Here is a 23,871-nt window from a genome sequence, read left to right on the forward strand (position 1 = left end):
AATTAAGTTTTTTTTAAATAAACTTTATAAAGTTTGTATATTTGAGATTATAGCAATATGAAAAGTATTAATATTTGATTGTCTAATTCCTTATTAACTATTGTTTTATTTTAGAAAGTGATAATTTTTTATACACAATAATTAAATATTCATCTATAATATCTTGCTTTCAATTTGTTCCATTATTATAATATCTTCTATGATTTCAAAAGATTTTCTAATTTCAATATGTCAGTTTTTAAGCGAAATATTAGGCCCAACATCTGAAGTTTTACTTCATAATGCAAAAAATGGTGAAGTAGAATGGATTAATGATGAGGCTATTTCTCATCGTAAAATTGGTGATATAAATGCTACTTCAATTTTGCAGTTACTTAACTCAAAATGTGAAAATAATAATACAAATAGAATTGTTGGTGCTTTAAATACATCAGAATCAAATGTTTTAATCAGAACGAGCAATTTAATGATAAGAGATGATGATGGGAAATTACGCTATGTAATTTGTGTTAATCAAGATATTACAGGTTTCGTGCAGATTCAACCATTTTTGAAACATATGTTTTTAGATACAGCAAGAAAAAATGTAGATTTCAATGATAATTCTAACAATGCAGACATTGAAGAAATTATGACAAATATTATATTGGAAGAAGTTAAACACGCAGATGTTTATAAAATTGAAACTAAAGCTGCTAAAATGGCAGTTTTGGTTAGATTATATAATAGGGGAGTTTTTAAGGTAAAACAAGCTATACCAAAAGTATGTGAGGTTTTAAATATTGCTCAACCTACTCTTTATAAGTACCTTAAGCAAATTGAGGGCATGGATGAGGAAGAGTAGATACTATTATTTATAGATTTTTTTAGTCATTAATTGTGAAAACAGTTAATGATTTTTTTTTATCCATTAATATAACAAAATGATATTTTTTTATACAATTTTTTACTTAAATATTATTAAGTTTTAAAAAAATCTTTTTAATTAAAATATTTTTAAATTATATAAATCATAAAAATAGCTAAATATATATAATTTTTATGATTTAATATGAAAAAAATATAAATAATATGAAATATAGAATAATAAAAGTTTATTTTTTAAAAAAATAGAATTTTAATTTATAATATTTATTGACACATATAAGCGTATATATTATTATCCAGATAGATAAAAAATTATCAGTTAGGAGTTTTTATGAACGCTAAAGAATTTACAAATAAAGTTTTAACTGGAATGAGTATTGGTATTGTAGCCGCTCTTGTTCCAAGTGCTATCTTAGGAGAACTTAGTAAAGCACTAGGTCTTACTGCAGTAGTAACAGTTACAACAATGGCATCTAGACTTGCTGCTTTTGCAATGGGTCTTTGTATTGCTGGTCAATTTAAAATGAAACCAATCCATTCAGTTGCATTAGCAATTTCAACAATGATTGGTAGTGGTGCAATTAAATTAGTTGAAGGCTCAATGGTTTTAGCTGGTCTTGGTGATGTTATCAACGCAGGTATTACAGCAGCAATTGCAGCTTTAATTTTAATTTGGTTTGGTGATCGCTTTAAAAGTTATACAATGATTGTTGTACCAACTTTAGCAATTGCAATTAGTGGTCTTATTGGTATGTTTACACTTCCTTATGTATCAATGATTACAGGAGCTGTTGGTCACTTTATTTCTTGGTGTACAACTTTACAACCAATTTTAATGGGACTATTAATTTCAGTTAGTTTCTCAATAATTATTATCTCTCCAATTTCTACAGTTGGTATTGCTTTAGCTATTTCATTATCAGGCGTTGGCTCTGGCGCTGCTAACTTAGGTATTTGTGCTGCAGGTTTTGGTTTAGCAATTTTAGGATTTGAGAAAAATGGTTGGGGTGCATCTTTAGCATCAGTATTTGGTTCTCCAAAATTATATATGGCTAATTTCCTAAAGAATCCAAAAATGGTTTTACCAATTGTTTGTAATGCTGCTATATTAGGTGTTTTTGCTGCAATTTTAGGTATTGTAGGAACTCCAATGAGTGCTGGTTTTGGTATCAGTGGTTTAGTAGGTCCTCTTAACCATTTAGGTATTGTAGGTTATTCTGCAAAGAACTGGTTAATTGCAATTTTAATATTTGCAGTTGCTCCAGTTGTATTAGGCTTTGTATTTAAGAATGTTTTCTTTAAAATATTTAAGATTTTAAGCCCTGAAGATTATTCATTAGATGTATAAGGAGAAATAAAAATAATGTCAGAAAAAATAAAAATTACAGCTTATGCAAGTCGTTCTGATGAAAAAGCAAGTTTTGATTTATATGAAGAAAAATTAAATTTAGATATTACATATGTAAATGCTTCTTTATCTCTTGATACAGTTAGTAAGGCTGCAGGTAGTATTGGTGTTACAGTTTTAGGAAATTGTGATTGTTCAAAACCAGTATTAGAAGAATTATCAAAACTAGGTGTTAAATATTTAGCTAGTAGAAGTGCTGGATATAATAACATTGATGTTGAAGCAGCAAAAAGCTTAAATATTAAAGTAAGTAATGCTCAATATTCACCAAATTGTGTTGCTGATTTTGCAATTATGCTTGCTTTAATGATAAATAGAAAAGTATTAATGTGTTTAAAAAGAAATGTAGCACATGATTTCTCATTACCAGGTTTACAAGGTCAAGAAATGAAAAATATGACTGTTGGTGTAATTGGTACAGGAAGAATTGGTAAAGCAGTAGTTAAAAACTATAGTGGCTTTGGTTGTAAAATCCTTGGCTATGATTTATATCAAGATGAAGAAATGAAAAAGTATTTAACTTATGTTGATTTAGATACCTTAATTAGTAATTCAGATATTATTACTCTTCATACACCTTTATTTGATAGTACTTATCATATGATTAATAAAGAAAGTATTGCTAAAATGAAAAAGGGTGTAAAAATTGTTAATGCAGCAAGAGGTGAATTAATAGATACTGATGCATTAATTGAAGGTCTAAGTTCAAAACATATTGCTGGAGCTGGTTTAGATGTTCTAGAAGGAGAGCTTGGTGTATTCCACTCTGATTGTAGAATGACTGGCATGTCAAATAAGAATATTGCTATTTTAAAATCCTTAGATAATGTTGTGCTTACTAACCATCTAGCTTTTTATACAGATCAAGCAGTAGAAGATATGGTTTATTGTGGATTAAACAGTCTAGCACAATTTGTGAATACAGGTAGTGCAGATTTTGAAATCAAATAAAGTTATTTCATTTTGTTGGATTGAGAGGTACTTGTACTTTTCAATTCAACTTTTTTTATATGCTATAAAACAATTTGATGAAACTAATTAATTGTTTGATATTGGAAAAGTTTATACATAGCAATCGTTTAAAAATACATAAGAATAAACTTTAAATGATTTGAATCTTGTACAATAAAATTTTATAAATCTTTAATAAAAGCCTTCTAAATGCAAATTAGATAATACAATTTTTACTTTATAATAGTTTAAATTTGATATCAGCATATATAAAATATAACAATATTGTTGCTATATAAAATAAATTAAAAAAACCTTGTTTAATAAGATTTTTTCCTCTTATAATGAATTTAATATAATAAATTTATTATAATAAATTAGTTACCTAAGAGGAGTTCTTTATGAAGAAAAAATTAGTGTTATCTGTTTTAATTGTTGCTTTAACATTATTATCAAGTTGTTCAATGTATGATTACACAAGTGTTACTATTGAAAATGGTAGTGATACTGTTAATATTGCTGGTGTGAGTGTTTCTAATGGAGTCTCTGGAAAGATGGCTTTTTTAGATGCTTTGGATGAGGGTCAAGTTTTAACAAAAGGTCAATCTGTTACTTTACCATTATTGCCAATATTAATTGATGGTAGTGAAGCTCAATTAACTGTTGTAACTTCAGATACTGAATATCTAGATTTGTATTTCACATATGATGAAGGAGCAAAAGTAAAAATAACTTTTAACCCATCTTCCGGTTCAGTTGGAGACTATGATAGTTTTGATATTGAAAATGGGAAAGCACTTTCAATAAATTAATTATTAATAATAAAGGATCATTATGATAAGTGGTCCTTTTTTGCTAAACTAACAGAATAAAAACCTTTAAAAATTATTATTGTTTATATTTAAAATCATAAGAAAATATAAATATAAAAAGAACTGTTACTCAGTTAATATAAAATTAACTTTTGTAACAGTTCATTAGCTATTAAAAATTATTGAGATAAAATCTCTATTATATTAATTTTAAAATTATAATACGAGGGATGGAGCGGTGTAAACTCTAGATGCAAGTTCTTGATCCATCATATATAATCCTTTTCTATCTCCACCAATTAATTCTGCTTTTTTGATTAAATCAATAGCATTTGTCTCTTCTTCACCTTGTTCTTTAACAAACCAATCTAAAAATTGAGTTGTTCTGAAATCTTTAGTGTCTAAGGCAAGAGCATAAATATCATTAATTGAAGAAGTAATATATTGTTCATGTTCTAGTCCAGCTTTTAGGACTGCCAATTCATCTTTCCAAGTATTATCTGGTTTATCAATTGCTTCATAAACTATATCTTGATCATTATTTTGTAAATATTTTACAATTAGTAAAGCATGATCTCTTTCTTCTTGAGCTTGAACTTCATACCAGTGTGAAAAACCACTTAGGCCACGAGATTCACAATAATTTGCAAAGCTTAAATACAAATATGCAGAAAAGAATTCTTTATTTATTTGTTTGTTTAATAAACTAGCTACGTTTTTGTCCATTTTGTCTTCTCCTTATTAATTTCTTTTTAACTAAGATTTTATCTATCATTAGTTATTATTATACACTAAGTTTAACACTAAGTCGAAAAAAAGAAAAGTTAATCTAGGCTAATAAATTGAAATTATATTTTAATTAGTTAGATTAAAAAAATACCAAAGTAAAAAATATTATTTTACTTTGGACTATTATACTCAAATAAGAATTTTTTATCTTTTAGAAATTTTCTAAAAGATTATTTGCTTTTACTTTTGCATCATTAACTATTTTATCAATGTCAGAACCAATTATATCAACCCCATCAATTGAAACCGATTTAAAGTCATCGATTCCTAAGAAAGTCATGATGTCTTTCATATATTTTTCACAATTTTCAACTGGGCTATTAGCATATATGCCACCTCTACTATTAAAAAATATTGCTTTCTTATTTTCGAGTAGGCCAACTTGACCTTGTTCTGTATATTTGTAAGTAATACCACCAACACATATATTATCAATATATGCTTTCAAAATAGCTGGAATTCCTAAGTTCCACATAGGAGCAGCAATAATATATTTATCAGCTTCAGTGAATTGATAAGCATATTTTAACAAAGGATCTTTTTTACTATCTTCTGTTTTTCTGCTACCAATAGAAATTAGACTATCCATTCTTAGAAAATCAATATTTTCTTTGTATAAGTCGAGTGTAATAATTTCATCTTTAGGATTTTTCTTTTTATATTCTTCTAAAAAGGAATTAGCTACAATTAATGATCTTGAAGTATTATCATCCCTTAGATTAGCTTTGATGTATAAAATTTTACTCATATTTTTCCTCATGAAATTTAGATTTTAAATTTAAAATAAAATATTATCTAAATTTTATTTTTTTAATAACATATAAATAAAAATATATTTATTAAAGAAATAGTGAAGTATTTTATCTCGAATTACACATAATCTCTACAAAGTTAGTAGGAATTAAAAAACTAAAGGAAAGCGCAATTAGATGAATTTGTTATCCATAAATAAACTTTAAAGAATTATGTACATATGTGTAAATAATATTAACTATTTAAATATAAATATGTAGATAATAATAGAAAAATGAAGAATGCAGAAAAAATATTGACCCCATGATATTAGCTTCCTATAGTGATTTTTGAATTATATTCTATGGAGGAATAAATCATGAAAAAAAGTAAGTTTATGGTATTATTACTGATTATTACATTGGTAATAAGTTCATCTATTTTTGCAACTTCTTATGAAGGACTTTCAGTTTCAACAGAATATCCTTCTTTAAATTTAGACGATACTTCAATGATTATATTTGATCTATCTGTAAAGAATTATCAGATAACACCTTCCAGGGTTGATTTATCAATAGTCGACTTACCAAGTGGTTGGGAATCCCAATTTGTTGGTGGTGGCGGAAAAATCAATGCTGTCTTTTCAGATCAGGATAAACCTGTCTCAGCACAACTGTGGCTTATTCCTCCGAAGAATGTAAAAAGTGGAAAATATGATTTTTCAGTAAAAGCTTCAACTGCAGAAGGTTATTCTTATAGTCTTCCATTAACTGTTTATTTAGGTCAAAAAATCCCACAAAGACTTTCAATAAAAAGCGAATTAGATCAATTAGAAGGAAATCCAGGAACTGATTTTAGCTTTAATGTAACTATCAAAAATAATAGTGCCGCTTCAACTTTTATGGATTTAGTTTCTCAAGCACCTGATGGATTTAAAACAACATTCAAAGAACAATATGGTACAAAAGAAATTAATACTATATCAATTGATGCCGGGAAATCCTCAACAGTTAAAGTTACTGTAACTCCACCACAAGGAGTTGAAGAAGGTAATTATCCTATTTCTATTGTTGCAAAAGCTTCAACTACTAGTGCTAGTTCTGATGTAAATTTAAAAATTAAAGGACAAGATAATTTAAGTCTTTCTGGTCCGGATGGCTTATTAAGTTTCTCAGCAGTTGCCGGAAAGGAAAAAACCTTTACCCTAGAATTAAAGAATCAAGGAACTGCAGAATCTAAAGACATAAAATTAACATCATCAAGTCCATCGAATTGGAAAGTATCATTTATACCAGAAAAAGTTGATAGTTTAGCAGCTGGTCAAACAACAGAAGTAAAAATGAATGTTACTCCTGCTTCAGAAGCTATTACTGGTGATTATCAAATGAGAGCTACTGCAACTTCGAGTACTTCAGCAAAGAGTACCCCTCAATTTAGAGTTACAGTAAAAACCGCATCAACATGGGGAATTATTTCTATAATTATTATTGCAGCAGCAGTTATAATATTACTTTTAGCAACAAAGAAATTTGGAAGAAGATAGGAGATTAAATAATGAAAACTGAAAAAGTTTTACAAATTAATAATCTCACAAAAAAATATTCCAATGAATTTACTGCCGTTGATAAATTGAATCTTAATTTGAATAAAGGTGAAATTTTTGGCTTATTAGGTCCAAATGGTAGTGGAAAAACAACAACTTTGTTAATGATTTTAGGATTGATTGAACCTACAGAAGGAGAGATAGAAGTTCTTGGATTAAATCCATTAACTGATCCTTTAAAAGTTAAAAGTAGAATTGGATACTTGCCTGATAGTGTAGGGTTTTATGAAGATTTAAATGCATTTGAGAATATTGAATATACATCAAAATTATTAAATATCCCAAAAGAGACTAGAGATAAAACTATTGTAGAAACTTTAGAAAAAATGGGATTAAAAGAAAGAATGTATGAGAAAGTATCCACATATTCTCATGGTATGAAACAACGTTTAGGCTTGTGTGAGATAATAATTAAGCATCCAGAGATTGCAATTTTGGACGAGCCAACACAGGGCTTAGATCCAAAGAGTATTAAGGATTTTTTAGATATTATTAAAAAATTAAATGAAGAAGAAAAAATGACTATTTTAATTTCTTCTCATCAATTAAATGAGGTTCAATATATTTGTGATAATGTTGGATTATTCTCTAAAGGAAAATTGCTTGCAAAGGGTAGTGTAAAAAATCTTTCAAAACAAATTTATGGTGAGGATTATTTGATTGAATTAGATATTAGTTCAAGAAAAAATATATCCAATTTATTAAAGAAAAATGAAGATATAAAGAGCTTTGTTGTCAAAGATGGTATTTGGCATCTTAGTTGTACCAAAGATATTAGAAGTGATTTGGTAAATACTTTAGTAGAAAATAATATAAACATAAACAAAATCGCGACATATGAACATTCTCTAGATGAGGTTTATAACCAATATTATAAAGGAGGAGTAGATGAGTAAAAAAGAATCTTCCTTAACAGGTTTCTCGGTTGTATTTGAAAAAGAATTTTTTGATATTATGAAATCTGTAAGATTTATAGTAATGCTAATCCTCATTTTGGCAACTGCAGCAATTAGTTTATATATTTCTGCACAAACGATAAAGAATTATGTAAGTGAAGATAGTTTTTTGTTATTAACTTTTTTTACTACAAGTAAAGATAGTTTTCCATCTTTTTTAAATTTAATGTCGTTTTTAATTCCTATTTTGGGAATTGCCTTAGGTTTTGATGCTGTGAATAAGGAGTTTTCTCAAAAAACTTTGGGAAGAATTTTATCTCAACCAATTTTTAGAGATGTACTTTTATTTGCAAAAGCATTAGGTGCTCTAGGAGCATTAGCAATAATGTTATTGAGCTTGTTTTTAATTGTTATTGGCTCAGGTATGTTAATTTTTGGCGTTCCACCAACAACAGAACAAATTGGAAGGGCATTAGTTTTTTATATTATAACACTTTTATATGCTGGTATTTGGTATATTATAGCAATGTTTTTCTCAATTACTTATAAACAAGGGTCAACTTCAGCGTTTTTATCTATTGCTCTTTGGTTATTTTTAATGATTTTCTGGTCTCCAATATCAGAGTTGATTGCTTATAATGTGAGTGGAAATCAATTAACTGCATTAAATATTTATTCAATGTTGTCTAATATTTCTCCTTATATATTGTTTAATAAAGCATCGATTGCGATTTTAAGGCCAACTACAAGATCCTTAGGTCCTGTTATGTTCTATCAAATGGAAGGCGCAATTTCAGGTTCTCCATTGCCTCTTTCACAGAGTTTATTATTAATTTGGCCTCAGATAACAGAATTTGTTGCTGTGATAATCTTAATCTTTACTCTTGGATATATTAAATTCCAAAGAAAAGAAATTAGAATGTAGATAGAGTTATTATTCTCGGTACTATTTCGAGAGTAGTCATTTTTTGAAATATTTTGTTTTTTGCGGAGATAGATATGTGTTATCTCCGCAAAATTAAAATTAAATTTTATTGTTTAATTGATTTTCCCATAAATAATCTATAATCAGAATTCAAAAAATCATTTACTTCTTTACCTTGAAGTTTTTGAATTAAGATTTCACAAGCTATTCCACCCAGTTTTTTCTCATCAAATTCTAATCCAGTAATTGGTGGATTAAAACTTTCAAGCATTACACTTCGATAGAATGTTGCAACTGATATATCTTTTGGGATTGATATTCCTTTTTCATTTAATCTAGTCATAACTATTGAACAAATAAAATCGTCCATACAAATTATACAATCTGGATTAGTTTCTAAAGCTTCATCAGTCGCTTTTATTATTTGAGCTTGGTTTACAGCTTCTAAAATAATTTTACTACTTATTCTAGAGTCTTTGCCTTTTAGAGCTAGTTTGTATCCTTTTAATCTATTATTTGTAACACAAAGTTGAGTATCCCCGCCAATTAACACAAAACTTTTTAAACCTCTGCTTAAAAGAAGTTCCATTAGAGTTTTACATGCACTTACATGGTCATTATCGACGTGAGTAACTTCTTTATCAGTGGAAGATCCAACTACTACAAAAGGAGTATTTGATTCTTTTAAAAATTTTACAGGATCATCCTCTATCATTGTTCTTGTTAATATTAATCCATCAGCTTTGTGATTATCTACAATTCTTTTTAGTTGAGAAATATTATTATTACTAATCCATAAGAGTATTAAATCATAATCGTTTTCTGAAGCAATTTCACATATTCCATTTATACTCTTATGACAAAAAGGGGAGTCCCATGCTTTTAGTTCTTCTGGTAAAGCAAGACCTATATTATAGGTTTTCTTTTCAGCAAGCCCTCTAGCAATTACATTAGGTTTGTAATTATTTTCTTTAATAAATTTTAGTATTTTATCTCTAGTTTTATACCCAATTCTTCCTTTTCCAGAAATTGCTCTAGATACAGTTGTTTTGCTAACACCTAATTCATTAGCAATAGCTTCAAGGGTATAAGGTTTATCATTTTTATTATCCATATTCTTTTTGTATCATATCTTTGTTATATAGCGCAACAAAATTATTAAAGATTTTGTAAAAATGGTAAAAATTGCGCAAAAATGCGCAACAAATTGAATATATTTTGAGTTTACTAATGAGGAATTTATTATACTTTTTTAGAGTATTGATTTGCTCTATTTTTTAAGATTCATTTGAGTTTATATAGCAAGACAATAAATAAATGCAGTTAATATTGTTTAATAATTCTTTTGTAAATAATAAATTAGCTAAAATATATTTGATGTGTGTTTATTCTTTTTTTTGTTGTATTATTTTATAAAACTTTAATTTATTTAGAGACCTAATAAAAAAAACTAAATTTTATTTGACAGGTATAATTCTTAATGCTACCATTTAATTGAATAACCGGTTGTTCAAACCGATTGATTGTTAAAAAGGAGAATTACATGAAAAAATTTATTTTAACTTTAGCATGCATTACTTTTGCTGCTTCAAGTTTATTAATGGCTTCTGGTCAACAGGAAGCGAAAGCTGATGTCTCAGATAGTAATGAACTAGTTGTTTGGTTATGGGATATGGGATTTAATGGAGCTACAATGCAAAAAGCAGCTGAATTATATCAAAAGGATCACCCTGAGTTTAAATTAGATATTCAAGATCAAGGCGATTGGAATACTTTACAAACAAAATTAACAACAATTGCTTCTTCAGGAAATTTAAAAGGATTGCCAGATATATTCTTAATTCAAGATAATGCATTTCAAAAGAATTATATGAGTTTTCCAAATGTTTTTACTGATTTAAGTAATACAAATATAGATTATAGTCAATTTGCTGCAGGAAAAGCAGGTTATTCTATTGTTGATGGTAAGAATTTTGGAGTACCTTTTGATAATGGTGCTGTAATTTTTGGTTATAGAATTGATGTATTAGCAAAAGCTGGTTATACAATTGATGATTTTACAGATATTACTTGGTCAAAATGGTTAGAACAAGCTAAAGTTGTTTTAGAGAAAACAGGAAAACCTTTACTTTCAGCTCAAGCTGGATCATCTGATATCATTAACATGATGCTTCAATCAGCTGGTGTATCCTTATTTAATGCTGATGGAACTCCTAACATAGTAAATAACGATGTTTTATATAAAGTTGCTGATACATATATGAAAATGTTAGATGATGGAACTTGTGTTGAAGCAACAGATTGGTCTGGTTATACAAATTCATTCACTAGTGGTGCAGTTGCAGGTACAATGACCGGTTGTTGGATTGCTGCTACAATTCAAGGTGCAACTGATCAAGCAGGAAAATGGGAAATTACAAATATGCCTTCATTGGATGGAGTTGCTTCAGCCACAAATTATTCAAATAATGGTGGATCATCTTGGGCTGTTTCCTCAGCTTGTAAGAATGTAGATTTAGCAGCTGATTTCTTTGCTAAAACATTTGGTGGTTCAACACAATTATATGATGCTGTTGCTCAAAATGGTGTATTAGGTACTTATCTTCCTGCTGCTAGTTCTCAAGTATATAGCCAACCAAATGCATTCTTTAATAATCAACCAATCATGTCAATTATTACAGAATTTGCAGGAAAAGTTCCTGCGATTACTGGTGGTGCTTATTACTATGATGCAAGAGATGCTGTTTGTACTGCAATTACACAAATTCAAACTGGAACTTCAGCTAAGCAAGCTTTCCAGGATGCACAAGATACTGTTAATTTTATGATGGGTAACTAATTAATATAGTATAATTTATAACATTACATAGTGGAAAGTTTTAGAGCTTTTCGCTATGTGTGTTAATTTGAATCTTGGAGGGGTATTTTATTTTGAAGAATGAACAGCAGAAAACACGGCAAATTAATAATAGATTAACTATAGAAAAGAAATTATCAATTACAGGTTGGTTTTTTATACTTCCTGCAGCATTGCTGATTTTTGCAATGAGTTTCTTTCCTATGTTTAAAGCTTTGTATATGTCTTTTAGGACAGGTATTGGTGCAAATATGGAATGGGCAGGTTTTTATAATTTTATAAGAATGACTAAAGATAAAATCTTTATTCAATCTTTAAAGAACAATTTCTTTTATTTAATTATTCAAGTTCCTGTTATGTTGGTATTAGCTATTATTTTAGCTTCAATATTAAATAATCCAAATTTAAAATACAAAGGACTATTTAGAATTTTACTTTTTTTGCCTTGTGCGACACCTTTAGTTGCTTATTCAGTAATTTTTAGAAGTTTGTTTGCTATTGATGGATATTTTAATACCATTTTATTAAATTTAGGAATTTTATCTAAAGCATATAATTTTTTAGGACATCCCACTAGTGCAAGAATTGTAATAATCGTAGCTTTGATTTGGAGATGGACAGGTTATAACGTTGTTTTTTATTTAGCTGGACTGCAGAATATTGATCCATCAATTTATGAAGCTGTAAAATTAGAGGGTGCTTCAAAGATACAAACTTTTTTTAGTATTACAGCTCCTTTATTAAAACCTATGATTTTATTAACAAGCATTATGTCAATTAATGGAACTCTACAATTGTTTGATGAGTCAGTAAACTTAACTTCAGGAGGACCTGCTAATGCTTCAATAACTATGTCGCATTATATTTATAATTTATCCTTTAAATATGTACCAAATTTTGGTTATGCTGCTGCTCTTTCCTATATTATTTTAGTTTTGGTTGCTTTTTTAGCTTTTATCCAAATGAAGGTGGTGGATGTCCGTGATTAGTAAAAATAAAAAAACAAAAAATGCTCAAGCCTTAGGCGCTGGAACTTATACTTTTTTAATTATATCAGTAATACTGTCAGTTTTCCCATTATTTTGGATGTTGATAGCTGCAACAAATAAAAGTGTAGATGTAATTTCTGGGACTCTTATTCCTGGAAGTAATTTAGTAGCAAATTATCATAAATTAGTAGAAACAACAAATTTATGGCAAGCTATGTGGAATTCTTTTAAATATGCTGGAATGATGACAATCATTAGTTTAATTGTGTGTTCAATTGCAGGTTATGGATTTGAAATTTATCATGATAAACATAAGGATAGATTATTTTCTATTTTGCTTTTAGCTATGATGATTCCTTTTGCTGCGTTGATGATTCCATTATATCAAATGGTTGCTAAATTTGGATTATTAAATTCAACTGCTGGCTTTATATTGCCAACAATTTCAACTCCGTTTTTGATAATGCTATTTAGACAAAATTCAAGATCCTTTCCACATGAGATTATTGATGCTGCTAGAATTGATGGGTTAGGAGAATTTAGAATTTTTACACACATATATATTCCTACACAGAAAGCAGTATTTGCAGCAGCTGTAACTGTTGTTTTTATGAATGGTTGGAATAACTTTTTATGGCCAAAAATAATAATGCAAAGTAACGATAGTATTTCAATGCCAATGTTAATTGCTAGTTTGCAATCTGGTTATGTTACTGATTATGGCGTGCTTATGCTTTCTGTTCTATTTTGTATTTTACCAATGTTAGTCATCTTCTTTGCAATGCAAAGATATTTCACTCAAGGTATTACAGGATCAATTAAATAAGGAGATTTAATTATGACAAATAATATTAAGCCTATTAGGCTTAAATCATCTATGCTACTTCATGGTGCTGATTATAATTATGAACAATGGTTAGATTATCCAGATATTCTTGATATTGATTTTGAGTATATGAAAAAAGCTAAATGCAATGTTATGAGTATTGGAATTTTTTCTTGGTCTGTTTTAGAAATTGAGGAAGGTGTTTTTGATTTTGATTGGTTAGATACTCTTTTTGATAGACTTGAAGAAAATAATATATATGCAATATTAGGGACTCCAAGTGGCGCAAAACCAGCTTGGTTAAGTTATAAGTATCCTGAAGTTTGTAGAGTTGATATTAATGGAAATAGAGAGCCTCATGGAGAGCGACATAACCATTGCAGAACCTCTCCTATATATAGAGAAAAAGTTGCAATAATTGATGAGAAATTAGCTAAGCGATACGGAAATAGAAAAAATTTACTTTTGTGGCATGTTTCGAATGAATATAATGCTGGTGAATGCTATTGTGATCATTGTATAAATGCTTTTAGAGATTGGTTAAAGAAAAAATATGTTACTTTAGATAATTTAAATAAAGCTTGGTGGACAACTTTTTGGAGCCATAAATATACTGATTGGCAACAAATATTCCCATCAGATACCTCGATTAATGGATTATTATTAGATTGGAAAAGATTTATAAGTGATCAAACCTTAGATTTTTTTAAATCAGAAATAGAAGTACTGAGAAAGGAGACTCCTAATATCCCTATAACAACAAATTTTATGTTACCTAATGTTGATTTGAATTATTGGGATTTTGCGAAATATGTGGATATTGTTTCTTGGGATAGTTATCCTAGATGGCATTTAGGAGATAAAGAATGGATGGAAGGAGTCAAAACATCTTTCTTTCATGATATGCACAGATCCTATAAAAATGCTCCATTCATGTTAATGGAATCAACTCCAAGTGCTACAAACTGGCAAGGAATTAGTATTCCCAAAAAACCTAATATGCATTTATTATCTTCTTTGCAGGCAATAGCGCATGGATCAAATTCAGTACAATATTTTCAATGGCGCCAAAGCCGTGGAGGAGAAGAAAAATTTCATGGAGCTGTTGTAAATCATTTAGGTGATGACCAAACACAAGTTTTTAAAGATGTAGTTGAGGTAGGAGATAAGTTAAGTAATCTTTCCTCAATTGTTTCAACTAAAACAAATTCTGAAGTTGCTATAATATATGATTTAGAAAATGAGTGGGCACTATCCTTAGCTCAATTACCAAGAAGTCAAAATAAATGTTATCAAGATAGATGTATAGCAAATTATAGAGCTTTTTGGAATCTAGGAATCTCTTGTGATATTATAGACAGTAAGGCTTTAGATTTTGATAATTATAAATTACTAGTAGCTCCAATGTTATATATGTTAAAAGAGGGTGTTTCAGAAAAGTTCCATAAATTTGTTGAAAATGGAGGAACTTTGATTCTTACATATTTAACTGGATTAGTGAATTCAAGTGATTTATGTTTTATGGGAGGCTTCCCAGGTCAATTAAAAGATTTAGCTGGAGTAGTAGTTGAAGATACTGATGTAATAAGTTCTCCATTACAACAGAAAATTAAACTTAAATTTGATGATTTACAAGAAAAAGAATATGAAGTATTTCATTATGCTGATAGGTTAAGAATAGATACAGCTGAAGTGGTTGCAAAATATTCTTTAAATCATATGGCTAATACACCAGCTATTACTAGAAATAAATATAAAAAAGGAACAGTTTGGTATTTTGCAGCTCGGGCTGAAGATTCTTTTTATGATGATTTTTATAGTAATCTTTGTGATAAATTAGATATAGAAAGAAATTTAAAAGCAACACTTCCACAAGGGGTAACCTGTCAAAAAAGGAGCAACAATAAGGAAGATTACATTTTTATAATGAATTTCAACAATAATTCAATATTATTACCTATTTGTGAAAATATATATATTGATTTAGAAAGCAAAAAAAAGGTAATAAATGAAATAACACTTCCTTCCTATGGAATAAAAATTTTAAAGAGAATAAAAGATTTGTAAGTTCAAATTTTTTAAATAACTATTAGCCTAGAGTTCTTAAAAAAGTAAGAATTCTAGACTTTTTTTGTTTTTATTAAACATATTAAATTAAAATTATATTTATGTGTTTAATTTTTTTTATTATAGTTATTTTATAAATACTTTTTTAGGAGGAATAATTTGAATTTTTTAGAAATGAATATTGATGATTATGATGAAATGTATAAGTTATGGTCAAATACTGAAGGTATGGGATTGAGATCTCTTGATGATTCAAAAGAAGGTATTTCTAAATTCTTAAATAGAAATCCTAATACAAATTTTATTTGCAGAATTAATAACAAACTAGTTGGTGCTATTTTGTGCGGTAATGATGGAAGAAGAGGATATATTTATCATGCTGTTGTCCATAAAGATTTCCAAAGGAAAAATATTGGAACCTTTCTTGTCGAAAAAGTAATTGAAGCTCTAGATAGAGAAGGTATAAAAAAAGTTGCTTTAGTTGTTTATTCAAATAATTTAAATGGTAATCAATTTTGGAAATCGTTAGGTTTTATTGATAGACCAGATTTAGTTTATAGAAATCTTTCTATTGATAAAAATAACATTTAATTTTTTACTATTATTCTTACTTTAAAAATCACAAATCTCTAAATAGCGGGGTTTGTTTTTTTATTTCTTAATTTTAAAAAAATAAAGCTAACCTAAGAAAAAATACGTCAGTTTTAACTTACTTCTACAAACTTATTACATTGTTGCTTATTATACATTGTATTTAATTATTGTATAATAATTGCATATTTTAGGGGGTATATTAATATTTTTTATACTTTTTTATTATTTTTATGTTGACTTATACAAACTTCTAACATATATTATGGATGTAAGGAGCAAAAGACAATGAAGAAGAAAGTTTTATTATTAGCTTTAATTTTATTAACTACAGTTTTTTCATTAACTGCTAAGTCTGTAACAATCAGAATCGCAGCTTATGTTCCTGAGAAAATTACTTTTGAACAAACTGATAATTCTTTTGAAGTTAAAACTAATATGGATAATGTTAGATTTGATTTCTTTGATAGTGAAGGCGATGTAACAGATGCTTATGATGCCGATGTTTTATCAATAAGTGCTCTTTAGTAATTAAAATACTTTATTTGAAATTTTATCGAAGACAGACGATATATAAAAACTTGCGAACCCAATTCTGGAAGGGAAAATCAGAATTGGGTTTCTTATTTTTTTATTAATTTGTTTGGACATAATAAAGGGCAGCTTATTAAAGCTGCCACTCTCTTAATGATTTCCTATTTTTTTATATATATGTTCTAGTTAATGGAGTACATAATCTTTACGTTACTTACATAATCACCAGCAGGAAGATCTTCATCACCACTCCAGCTTAAGTTAAATTTATTTACTAATAAGTCAACGTGTTTACCAGCAGTTAGAGTTGCTACTTCTTTAGATGTATTAACACTTGGTTTAATACCTGAATCATAATCATCATCACCATTATTTAAAGTTGTTTGGAATGTAGAAGGAACTACTTCTACTAATACGCTTAAGTCGTTGTTTAAGTTACTTGTAGCTATAACAGTAAAGTCTTTAGTAGAACCGTCTTTAGTTAAAGTTAAAACACCAATTTCATAATTAGTAGTTTGATCATCAATAACATCACCGTCATAAGCTAATTCATAAGAAACAGGAGTTTCTTCAATATTTGTTTTTAATTGAACGTCTGCTGTTTTACCTGAGAAAGATACAGTTGCGAATACTGGAGCTGATACGATTAAAGCTGCTGCTAAGATAGTTAATAATTTTTTCATAATTTTGTTTTCCTTTTAATTAATTTTGTTATTTAGTTTCTTTATGGTTTTACTATATAATATCTTGTAACTTATGTCAACAATTATTATAAAAAATATTACAAAAAAATACAAAAAATATATAAATGCTTATAATACAACGAATTAAATAGCAATAAAACATGTAGTAAGTACCCAACATATGCAATAAGTTTGATTTTATATAAAAAAAATAATAAAATCGTTCCATTTTTTTTATTTTTAGTGATGAACTATCTTTTACAAATTTTATTTTTTTAATGATTGTCTAATTCTTTTTTAATGATTTTTTATAAATGAGGTTAAATATTTATAAATTTCTAATTAAGTAATTTTTTATTTTAAAAAAAATGATTATTTATAATTTATTTTGTAATTTTTAATGAAAAGTTTAATATTTTGAATTTTTAATATAATTAATATGTGATTAAGTTACATATATATTGGTTGTTAATGTTAACTAAATTGGCTCTTTTTGCTTATAGGGTATAAAAATGCAGGTCTTAAAGTTAAATCAATAAAAAAATATAGTTTTTAGTAGCAACTACTTGATTTTTTTTTTAGTATTGTTAATATATAAATAGATTTTTCATAAAAAAGCACATTTCTTTACTATTTTTTTTACAAATGTTCTTGAAAATGTTTTTTATTTGAAGTTTTATGTATTTTGTTATGTATTAGTTGACAATTAGAAAATATTTTATGAAACTTACTGTAGGAAGTTATTTTTTAATAGAAAAATTTTAATGTAGAAATATTTGCAATAAGCAAATTTTATCAAGTGAGGAAAAAAATGATAAACTTATGTGCTTTAAGACAATTGATAATGGATCTTCATCAAGTAGAAGATCATTTGAAAGTAGATGTAGGCGTTACTTTTAATGAAGCAGCAATTTTATGTGCTATTGATACAGGATATACTGAACCAGCTGCTATTGCAAAACAAATGAATCTTTCGCCTTCTCGAACTAGTAGACTGCTTACTTCAGTAGAAGCAAAAAAATTAATTAATAGAAGAAATTCAAGAAGTGACAAACGTGTAGTTCATATATCTCTTTCTCAAAGAGGTCAAAAAGTGTTAGAACAATTACACGCATGTGATGCTGAATTCCCTCCTTATATTGAAGAAGCAATATTAAAAGGAACAGAAAACATTAATGAGCAATAAAACTTATGTAGTTGTTGGTGGTGTTGCCGGAGGTGCAGGTGTTGCTGCGAGATTAAGGAGACTTGATGAAACAGCAACAATTATCATGTATGAAAAAGGACCATATGTTAGTTTTGCTAACTGTGGATTACCTTATTATGCCGGTGGCACAATAAAAGAAAGAGATAATCTTTTTGTTACACCAGTTTCTACTTTTACTAATGCATTTAATATTGATGTACGCATAGAGACTGAAGTTGTTTCTATCGATAGGGAGAAAAAAACTGTTAAAGCTGTAAATGTTCAAACAAGAAAAGAACACGAACAAGCTTATGACCATTTGATTTTAAGTCCAGGATGTGAACCTTTTGTTCCACCAATTAATGGTATGGACGATGACGCTGTTTTAAAAGTAAGAAATGTTCCTGATATCGACAAAGTTGTTGAAAAGTTACAAGGTGCAAAAAAAGCAGTAGTTGTTGGTGGTGGTTTCATTGGTATTGAAATGGCAGAAAACTTAATTGAAAGAGGTATTGATGTATCTCTTGTTGAAGCCGCTGAGCAAGTTATGTTAACCATGGATATGGATATGGTTGCTCCAGTACACGAAACATTACGTCAAAATGGTGTAAAATTATATTTATCACAAGCTCTTCAATCTGTTGATAGAGTAGGCGATAAAGTTAATGTAGTTTTACCTAATTCTACTATCGAAGATGTTGATTTTGTTATTTTATCAATTGGTGTAAGACCTTCCTCTCAATTAGCAAAAGCTGCTAATTTAGAATTAGGACCTAGAGGTCATATTATTGTTGATAAATTATGTTTTACTAGTGATAAAAATATTAGTGCTATTGGTGATGTTATTGAATATCCTTCTCCACAATTAGAAGGCAATAACGCAATTGCTCTTGCTGGTCCTGCTAATAAAATGGCAAGACTTTGTGCTGATGCTATCGTAACTGGAACTTGTAGAGAATATGTTGGTACTTATGGAAATAGTATTGCTAAAGTATTTGATTTAAGTTGTGGTAGCGTTGGACTAAATGAAAAAATGTTAGAAAGAGCTGGCATTGATTATAAAGTTGCTGTTACACATGCATCTCATCATGCTGGCTATTATCCAGGTGCATTATCATTAAGTGCAAAGATCCTTTATGATGGCAAAACTGGAAAATTATATGGTGGACAAGCTGTTGGTTATGCTTCAATTGATAAAAAGTTAGATGTTTTATCTGCTTACATTTCTAAAGGTGGAACAATTGAAGACTTAACGAATTTTGAACAAGCTTACGCTCCTCCATTTAATGGAGCAAAAGATATTTTAAATATGTTAGGCTTCATTGCTATAAATGCATATGATGGACTTGATAAAGTAATTGATTATAAAGAAGCTGAAAAGAAACTTAAAGAAGGCGCTTTATTAGTTGATGTAAGAACATTAGATGAATTTAAATTAGGTTCAATTGAAGGTTCTGTTCTAATTCCTCATACAGAAATTAGAACAAGAATGAATGAAATTCCTAAAGATAGAGAAGTAATTGTAATGTGTGGTATTGGTTTAAGAGCTCATATTGCTTATAGAATCTTAGCACAAAACGGTTACACAAAAATTTATAACCTAACAGGTGGTTATAAAACTCTTAAAGCTATTATGGATGATAGAGAAGCTAGACATAATATTCCATTAGAAAATGTATTAAATAAAACAGTATGTAATGATGTTGAAATTGATTTAACAGATGACGATATTGTAGAAATTGATGCATGTGGATTGCAATGTCCAGGTCCTATTCTACAATTGAAGAAGAGAGTAGATGATCTTGAAGTTGGTCAAGTATTAAAGATTCGTGCAACTGATCCAGGTTTCCATAAGGATGTTAATTCTTGGTGTAAGATGACAAATAATACTCTTTTAGACTTAAGTAAGAATGAAGGTGTTATTGAAGCAATTATTAAAAAAGGTGCTGCTCTTGAAAAACAAGTAGCTATGACTAAAAATGGTGCATCCTTAATTGTCTTCTCTAATGATTTTGATAAAGCTCTTGCTTCTTTTGTTCTAGCTAATGGTGCTGCAGCTTCAGGTAAAGATGTTACTATGTTCTTCACTTTCTGGGGATTATCAGTATTGAAAAAGAAACCAAATAAGAAAGTTAAAAAAGACTTTATGGGTAAAATGTTTACTGCTATGCTCCCAAGTGATATGGATCATTTAAAACTTTCTAGCATGAATTTTGCTGGAATGGGTCCAAAAATGATGAAGAGCAGAATGAAAAAGAAAAAAGTAGATCAATTAAGAAGTATGTTCAATCAAGCTAAGGCTAGTGGTGTAAGAATGGTTGCATGTCAAATGTCAATGGATATCATGGGTGTTCATGAAAGTGAACTTCTTGATGGAGTTGAAGTTGGTGGTGTAGCAACTTATATGCAAGCTGCAAGTGAATGTGACGTAAATCTATTTGTATAATTTTGTTTAACATATAACAGTCAGAAATTAGACTATCTTAATTTACTAGAAATGAATTAAGATAGTCATTTTTTATGTTAATTTTAAAATTATTGATTGGTGTATCCTATATATTTTAATAAATTCTAATTATTATATTTAATGTTTTAATTAGCTAAAAACTAGTAAATAAAAATTTTGAGTGGAATTTTATCATAAATAATGATATATTGATTTGTATTAAAACTTAAAAAAAGAAGGTTTATTGTGACACTAAAAGAATTATCTGAAAAAATTGATATTTCACCATCAACAATTTCTAGGGTGCTTAATGATAAACCAGGAATAAGTAAAAAAACTAGGGACAAAGTGTTAGAGGCTGTAAAAAGAGAAGGTTTTTCTCCTAATTATTTAGCTAAAAATCTAGCTTTCTCAAAGGCAAAATTTATTGGAATAGTTGCAAGAAAAAGATTTCAAGATCAAGATTCTTTTTTCTTTAGTCATACATTATCTCAATTTCAAGATATTTTTGTATCAAATGGTTTTATAGTTATTCCATTGTATTATAATGAAGATGAAATTGATTTTACTAATACACCTCTTTCCCCTCAAGACTTTGCAGGTTTTATTGTTAGAGGTCAATCTATCCCTTCAAAAACTATCTTTTCAATCCAAAAATATGATATTCCATTTGTGCTTTTAGAAAACAATTTAAGACAGACCCAGGTTAATAGTGTAATTTGTAATGATGAAGAATTAGAATATAAATTAACAAATTTAGTTATAGAGAAAGGGATAAAAAGAGTTTTACATATAACAGGTCCTGCTTCTTGGTATAATAATTTTGAACGTGTAAAAGGGTATGAAAAAGCAATTAAAGAACATTCTTTAAATAGTGAAATATATCATCTTGACGATACAACTTTGGAAGAGGGTAAGAATGCAATTTCTTTATTTAAACTTTCCAAAAAAGAAAGAATTGGAATTACCTTTGCAAACGATGTTATGGCAATAGGCTTTATTCATGCTTTGCGTGCTACAGAATATTCTGTACCTGATGATATTTGTATTGTTGGTTTTGATGATATACCTTGGGCTCATTTATCAAATCCTCCTTTGACTACAGCAAAATTAGCAGTTGCTCAAATGGGTCGTCTTGCAGCAAATAGATTAATCGAACTAATCAATAATAAAGAGTTGTATAATAATCCAGTTACGATTATTGTTTCTGGAGACATTATAAAACGAGAATCATGTTAAATTTTTAGAATTATTCTTTTGATTTTTTTTAAAATTGAAAGAATTTTTTTTGTAAAATATTTTGCAAAATTTATGCAACCGATTATAAAATCTAATAAATAAATTATTATTTATTTAATTTTTTTATATATATATTATTTAATTTATTTTATATAATTCTTTTTTGTATATATATTTATTAAAATTATATAACAAAATCTAATTTACGAAAAATAATGCAAAAAATTTTTATTGATTTCCTTGACAATTATAAAAATCGTTTTATCCTAGTAAAAGAGGTAAAAATTTTTATATCAAATTTATTCTTAAATTTGGTTAAACAAAAAACATATTTCGAAAATCATATTTTCGAGATAAGGAGGATAATATGAAAAGGATTATTGCAGTATTGTGTGTTACTATGTTAGTAATTTCTTCTGTAATGGCAAACGGTACCAATGAGGAAACCTCTGCGGTTAAAGAATATAAAACTTTAAATATGTATACAGCTCTTGATACTGAAGAGGCTAAGTATTATATAGAAGCATTTGAAAAAGAAACTGGTATTAAAGTTAATTTTGTTAGAATGAGTGCTGGTGAAGTAGCAATTAGAGTTGAAGCAGAAAAGAATAACCCACAAGCTTCTGTTTGGTATGGTGGATCAAGTACTGACCATATCAGTGCTGCATCAAAAGGTCTTTTAGAACCTTATCAACCAAATATTGATTTTACATTAGCTGATAATCTTCATGCCAGTGATAATGCTTGGAATGGATTTTATACTGGTGCAATAGCATTTGTTTCAAATACAAATTTTCTTAAAGAACATAATATTCAAGCTCCAACTTCTTGGCAAGATTTATTAGATCCTGTTTTCAAGGGACAAATTGAAATGGCTTATCCTTATACTTCTGGTACAGCATATACTACTTTTGGAACTATTATTGAATTAAAAGGTTTAGATGGCGCTTTAGAATATTGGAAAGAATTAGATAAAAATATCCATCAATATACTAAATCAGGTAGTGCTTGTATAGCACGTGCTGGATTAGGTGAATGTGCAGTAGGTATTGGTTTTTCACATGATATTTTATCTAAAGGTATAAAACAAGGATATCCTTTAGTAATGTCATTCCCAGAAGAAGGTACTGGTTATGAAGTAGGTGGCGTCTCTTTAATTAAGGGCGGAAAAGAAATGGAAGAAGCTAAAATCTTTGTAGATTGGTGTTTTAGTGTTTCTGCTCAAAATCTATTTAAAAATTATAACAGATTACCTGTAAATCCTAAAGCAGATGTAGTTGAAGGTTCTGTCAAATTAACAGATATAAATCTAGTTGATTATGATGCTGTAAAACTAGGCTTAGACAAAAATGATAATGTTAAGGCTTGGAGAGATACAATCGGTAAATAGTATTTCTTATAATTAATTTGCTATGCAATTCTATTATATTTTAATTTATTAAGTTTATAGGATTGCATTTTTTCTAAACA

Annotated in this window: 21 protein-coding genes; 17 read left to right on the forward strand and 4 right to left on the reverse strand. The window is 28.2% G+C overall.

Features of this window, described 5'->3' with window-relative positions:
• Positions 1-199 precede the first annotated feature (199 nt).
• From ACZ5RS_RS06900 to ACZ5RS_RS06915, 4 genes are all read left to right on the forward strand, one after another.
• Entirely contained in the window at positions 200-844 is a 645-nt protein-coding gene (locus tag ACZ5RS_RS06900) for a PAS domain-containing protein (protein ID WP_464638697.1), read from the forward strand.
• Positions 845-1,198: 354 nt separating this feature from the next.
• Entirely contained in the window at positions 1,199-2,215 is a 1,017-nt protein-coding gene (locus ACZ5RS_RS06905) for a PTS sugar transporter subunit IIC (RefSeq protein WP_464638698.1), read from the forward strand.
• A 15-nt stretch (positions 2,216-2,230) separates the two neighbouring features.
• Entirely contained in the window at positions 2,231-3,226 is a 996-nt protein-coding gene (locus tag ACZ5RS_RS06910; protein WP_464638699.1) for a D-isomer specific 2-hydroxyacid dehydrogenase family protein, read from the forward strand.
• Positions 3,227-3,627: 401 nt separating this feature from the next.
• Positions 3,628-4,038, forward strand: coding sequence for a hypothetical protein (locus tag ACZ5RS_RS06915; RefSeq protein ID WP_464638700.1), 411 nt, complete (start codon positions 3,628-3,630; stop codon positions 4,036-4,038).
• Between the two features lie 216 nt (positions 4,039-4,254).
• Here ACZ5RS_RS06915 and ACZ5RS_RS06920 read toward each other — a convergent pair whose 3' ends face one another.
• Together ACZ5RS_RS06920 and ACZ5RS_RS06925 are read right to left on the reverse strand one after the other, a co-directional pair.
• Entirely contained in the window at positions 4,255-4,764 is a 510-nt protein-coding gene (locus ACZ5RS_RS06920; RefSeq protein ID WP_464638701.1) for a ferritin, read from the reverse strand.
• 214 nt (positions 4,765-4,978) lie between these two features.
• Positions 4,979-5,575, reverse strand: coding sequence for an FMN-dependent NADH-azoreductase (locus tag ACZ5RS_RS06925; protein ID WP_464638702.1), 597 nt, complete (start codon positions 5,573-5,575; stop codon positions 4,979-4,981).
• Positions 5,576-5,938: 363 nt separating this feature from the next.
• Between ACZ5RS_RS06925 and ACZ5RS_RS06930 the strand changes: the two genes are divergently transcribed.
• The 3 genes from ACZ5RS_RS06930 to ACZ5RS_RS06940 are packed head-to-tail and all read left to right on the forward strand — an operon-like array spanning position 5,939 to position 8,983.
• Complete coding sequence (locus ACZ5RS_RS06930) at positions 5,939-7,102, forward strand: COG1470 family protein (protein WP_464638703.1); 1,164 nt, start codon at positions 5,939-5,941, stop codon at positions 7,100-7,102.
• An 11-nt stretch (positions 7,103-7,113) separates the two neighbouring features.
• On the forward strand, positions 7,114-8,058 hold the full coding sequence (locus tag ACZ5RS_RS06935) for an ABC transporter ATP-binding protein (RefSeq protein ID WP_464638704.1): 945 nt from the start codon (positions 7,114-7,116) through the stop codon (positions 8,056-8,058).
• Entirely contained in the window at positions 8,051-8,983 is a 933-nt protein-coding gene (locus ACZ5RS_RS06940; protein ID WP_464638706.1) for an ABC transporter permease, read from the forward strand. The genes ACZ5RS_RS06935 and ACZ5RS_RS06940 overlap by 8 nt, the downstream gene beginning before the upstream one ends.
• A gap of 106 nt (positions 8,984-9,089) precedes the next feature.
• Here ACZ5RS_RS06940 and ACZ5RS_RS06945 read toward each other — a convergent pair whose 3' ends face one another.
• The gene (locus tag ACZ5RS_RS06945; RefSeq protein ID WP_464638707.1) at positions 9,090-10,097 is read right to left on the reverse strand and encodes a LacI family DNA-binding transcriptional regulator; all 1,008 of its coding nucleotides are present in this window, start codon (positions 10,095-10,097) and stop codon (positions 9,090-9,092) included.
• A gap of 429 nt (positions 10,098-10,526) precedes the next feature.
• Between ACZ5RS_RS06945 and ACZ5RS_RS06950 the strand changes: the two genes are divergently transcribed.
• The 6 genes from ACZ5RS_RS06950 to ACZ5RS_RS06975 all read left to right on the forward strand — a co-directional run bounded on the left by ACZ5RS_RS06950 (position 10,527) and on the right by ACZ5RS_RS06975 (position 16,841).
• The gene (locus ACZ5RS_RS06950; protein ID WP_464638708.1) at positions 10,527-11,822 is read left to right on the forward strand and encodes an ABC transporter substrate-binding protein; all 1,296 of its coding nucleotides are present in this window, start codon (positions 10,527-10,529) and stop codon (positions 11,820-11,822) included.
• A 92-nt stretch (positions 11,823-11,914) separates the two neighbouring features.
• Positions 11,915-12,829: a carbohydrate ABC transporter permease gene (locus ACZ5RS_RS06955; RefSeq protein WP_464638709.1), complete on the forward strand. Its 915-nt coding sequence runs from the start codon at positions 11,915-11,917 to the stop codon at positions 12,827-12,829.
• On the forward strand, positions 12,822-13,655 hold the full coding sequence (locus ACZ5RS_RS06960; RefSeq protein ID WP_464638710.1) for a carbohydrate ABC transporter permease: 834 nt from the start codon (positions 12,822-12,824) through the stop codon (positions 13,653-13,655). Before ACZ5RS_RS06955 ends, ACZ5RS_RS06960 begins: the two co-directional genes overlap by 8 nt.
• A 12-nt stretch (positions 13,656-13,667) precedes the next feature.
• Entirely contained in the window at positions 13,668-15,722 is a 2,055-nt protein-coding gene (locus ACZ5RS_RS06965) for a beta-galactosidase (protein ID WP_464638711.1), read from the forward strand.
• A gap of 159 nt (positions 15,723-15,881) precedes the next feature.
• Complete coding sequence (locus ACZ5RS_RS06970; RefSeq protein WP_464638712.1) at positions 15,882-16,313, forward strand: GNAT family N-acetyltransferase; 432 nt, start codon at positions 15,882-15,884, stop codon at positions 16,311-16,313.
• 288 nt (positions 16,314-16,601) lie between these two features.
• Positions 16,602-16,841 (forward strand): hypothetical protein, encoded by a 240-nt coding sequence (locus tag ACZ5RS_RS06975; protein ID WP_464637668.1) that lies wholly within the window; start codon positions 16,602-16,604, stop codon positions 16,839-16,841.
• A gap of 188 nt (positions 16,842-17,029) precedes the next feature.
• Here the strand turns inward: ACZ5RS_RS06975 and ACZ5RS_RS06980 are convergent, their stop codons facing one another.
• Positions 17,030-17,530: a hypothetical protein gene (locus tag ACZ5RS_RS06980; RefSeq protein WP_464637670.1), complete on the reverse strand. Its 501-nt coding sequence runs from the start codon at positions 17,528-17,530 to the stop codon at positions 17,030-17,032.
• Between the two features lie 811 nt (positions 17,531-18,341).
• Between ACZ5RS_RS06980 and ACZ5RS_RS06985 the strand changes: the two genes are divergently transcribed.
• From ACZ5RS_RS06985 to ACZ5RS_RS07000, 4 genes are all read left to right on the forward strand, one after another.
• On the forward strand, positions 18,342-18,716 hold the full coding sequence (locus tag ACZ5RS_RS06985; protein ID WP_464638713.1) for a transcriptional regulator, SarA/Rot family: 375 nt from the start codon (positions 18,342-18,344) through the stop codon (positions 18,714-18,716).
• Entirely contained in the window at positions 18,706-21,162 is a 2,457-nt protein-coding gene (locus tag ACZ5RS_RS06990) for a DsrE/DsrF/DrsH-like family protein (protein ID WP_464638715.1), read from the forward strand. The genes ACZ5RS_RS06985 and ACZ5RS_RS06990 overlap by 11 nt, the downstream gene beginning before the upstream one ends.
• A gap of 246 nt (positions 21,163-21,408) precedes the next feature.
• Positions 21,409-22,401 carry a LacI family DNA-binding transcriptional regulator gene (locus ACZ5RS_RS06995; RefSeq protein WP_464638717.1) on the forward strand — a complete coding sequence of 331 codons (993 nt, stop codon included), beginning with the start codon at positions 21,409-21,411 and terminating at the stop codon, positions 22,399-22,401.
• Positions 22,402-22,768: 367 nt separating this feature from the next.
• Positions 22,769-23,791 carry an ABC transporter substrate-binding protein gene (locus ACZ5RS_RS07000; protein ID WP_464638719.1) on the forward strand — a complete coding sequence of 341 codons (1,023 nt, stop codon included), beginning with the start codon at positions 22,769-22,771 and terminating at the stop codon, positions 23,789-23,791.
• Positions 23,792-23,871 lie beyond the last annotated feature (80 nt).

The sequence above is a fragment of the Pleomorphochaeta caudata genome (genome assembly GCF_055395745.1).

What these genes read in the sequence shown, in the direction of transcription:
- ACZ5RS_RS06900 (WP_464638697.1), top strand. Translation starts at nt 200, where the DNA reads ATGATTTCAAAAGATTTTCTAATTTCAATATGTCAGTTTTTAAGCGAA.
- ACZ5RS_RS06905 (WP_464638698.1), top strand. Translation starts at nt 1,199, where the DNA reads ATGAACGCTAAAGAATTTACAAATAAAGTTTTAACTGGAATGAGTATT.
- ACZ5RS_RS06910 (WP_464638699.1), top strand. Translation starts at nt 2,231, where the DNA reads ATGTCAGAAAAAATAAAAATTACAGCTTATGCAAGTCGTTCTGATGAA.
- ACZ5RS_RS06915 (WP_464638700.1), top strand. Translation starts at nt 3,628, where the DNA reads ATGAAGAAAAAATTAGTGTTATCTGTTTTAATTGTTGCTTTAACATTA.
- ACZ5RS_RS06920 (WP_464638701.1), bottom strand. Translation starts at nt 4,764, where the DNA reads ATGGACAAAAACGTAGCTAGTTTATTAAACAAACAAATAAATAAAGAA.
- ACZ5RS_RS06925 (WP_464638702.1), bottom strand. Translation starts at nt 5,575, where the DNA reads ATGAGTAAAATTTTATACATCAAAGCTAATCTAAGGGATGATAATACT.
- ACZ5RS_RS06930 (WP_464638703.1), top strand. Translation starts at nt 5,939, where the DNA reads ATGAAAAAAAGTAAGTTTATGGTATTATTACTGATTATTACATTGGTA.
- ACZ5RS_RS06935 (WP_464638704.1), top strand. Translation starts at nt 7,114, where the DNA reads ATGAAAACTGAAAAAGTTTTACAAATTAATAATCTCACAAAAAAATAT.
- ACZ5RS_RS06940 (WP_464638706.1), top strand. Translation starts at nt 8,051, where the DNA reads ATGAGTAAAAAAGAATCTTCCTTAACAGGTTTCTCGGTTGTATTTGAA.
- ACZ5RS_RS06945 (WP_464638707.1), bottom strand. Translation starts at nt 10,097, where the DNA reads ATGGATAATAAAAATGATAAACCTTATACCCTTGAAGCTATTGCTAAT.
- ACZ5RS_RS06950 (WP_464638708.1), top strand. Translation starts at nt 10,527, where the DNA reads ATGAAAAAATTTATTTTAACTTTAGCATGCATTACTTTTGCTGCTTCA.
- ACZ5RS_RS06965 (WP_464638711.1), top strand. Translation starts at nt 13,668, where the DNA reads ATGACAAATAATATTAAGCCTATTAGGCTTAAATCATCTATGCTACTT.
- ACZ5RS_RS06975 (WP_464637668.1), top strand. Translation starts at nt 16,602, where the DNA reads ATGAAGAAGAAAGTTTTATTATTAGCTTTAATTTTATTAACTACAGTT.
- ACZ5RS_RS06980 (WP_464637670.1), bottom strand. Translation starts at nt 17,530, where the DNA reads ATGAAAAAATTATTAACTATCTTAGCAGCAGCTTTAATCGTATCAGCT.
- ACZ5RS_RS06985 (WP_464638713.1), top strand. Translation starts at nt 18,342, where the DNA reads ATGATAAACTTATGTGCTTTAAGACAATTGATAATGGATCTTCATCAA.
- ACZ5RS_RS06990 (WP_464638715.1), top strand. Translation starts at nt 18,706, where the DNA reads ATGAGCAATAAAACTTATGTAGTTGTTGGTGGTGTTGCCGGAGGTGCA.
- ACZ5RS_RS07000 (WP_464638719.1), top strand. Translation starts at nt 22,769, where the DNA reads ATGAAAAGGATTATTGCAGTATTGTGTGTTACTATGTTAGTAATTTCT.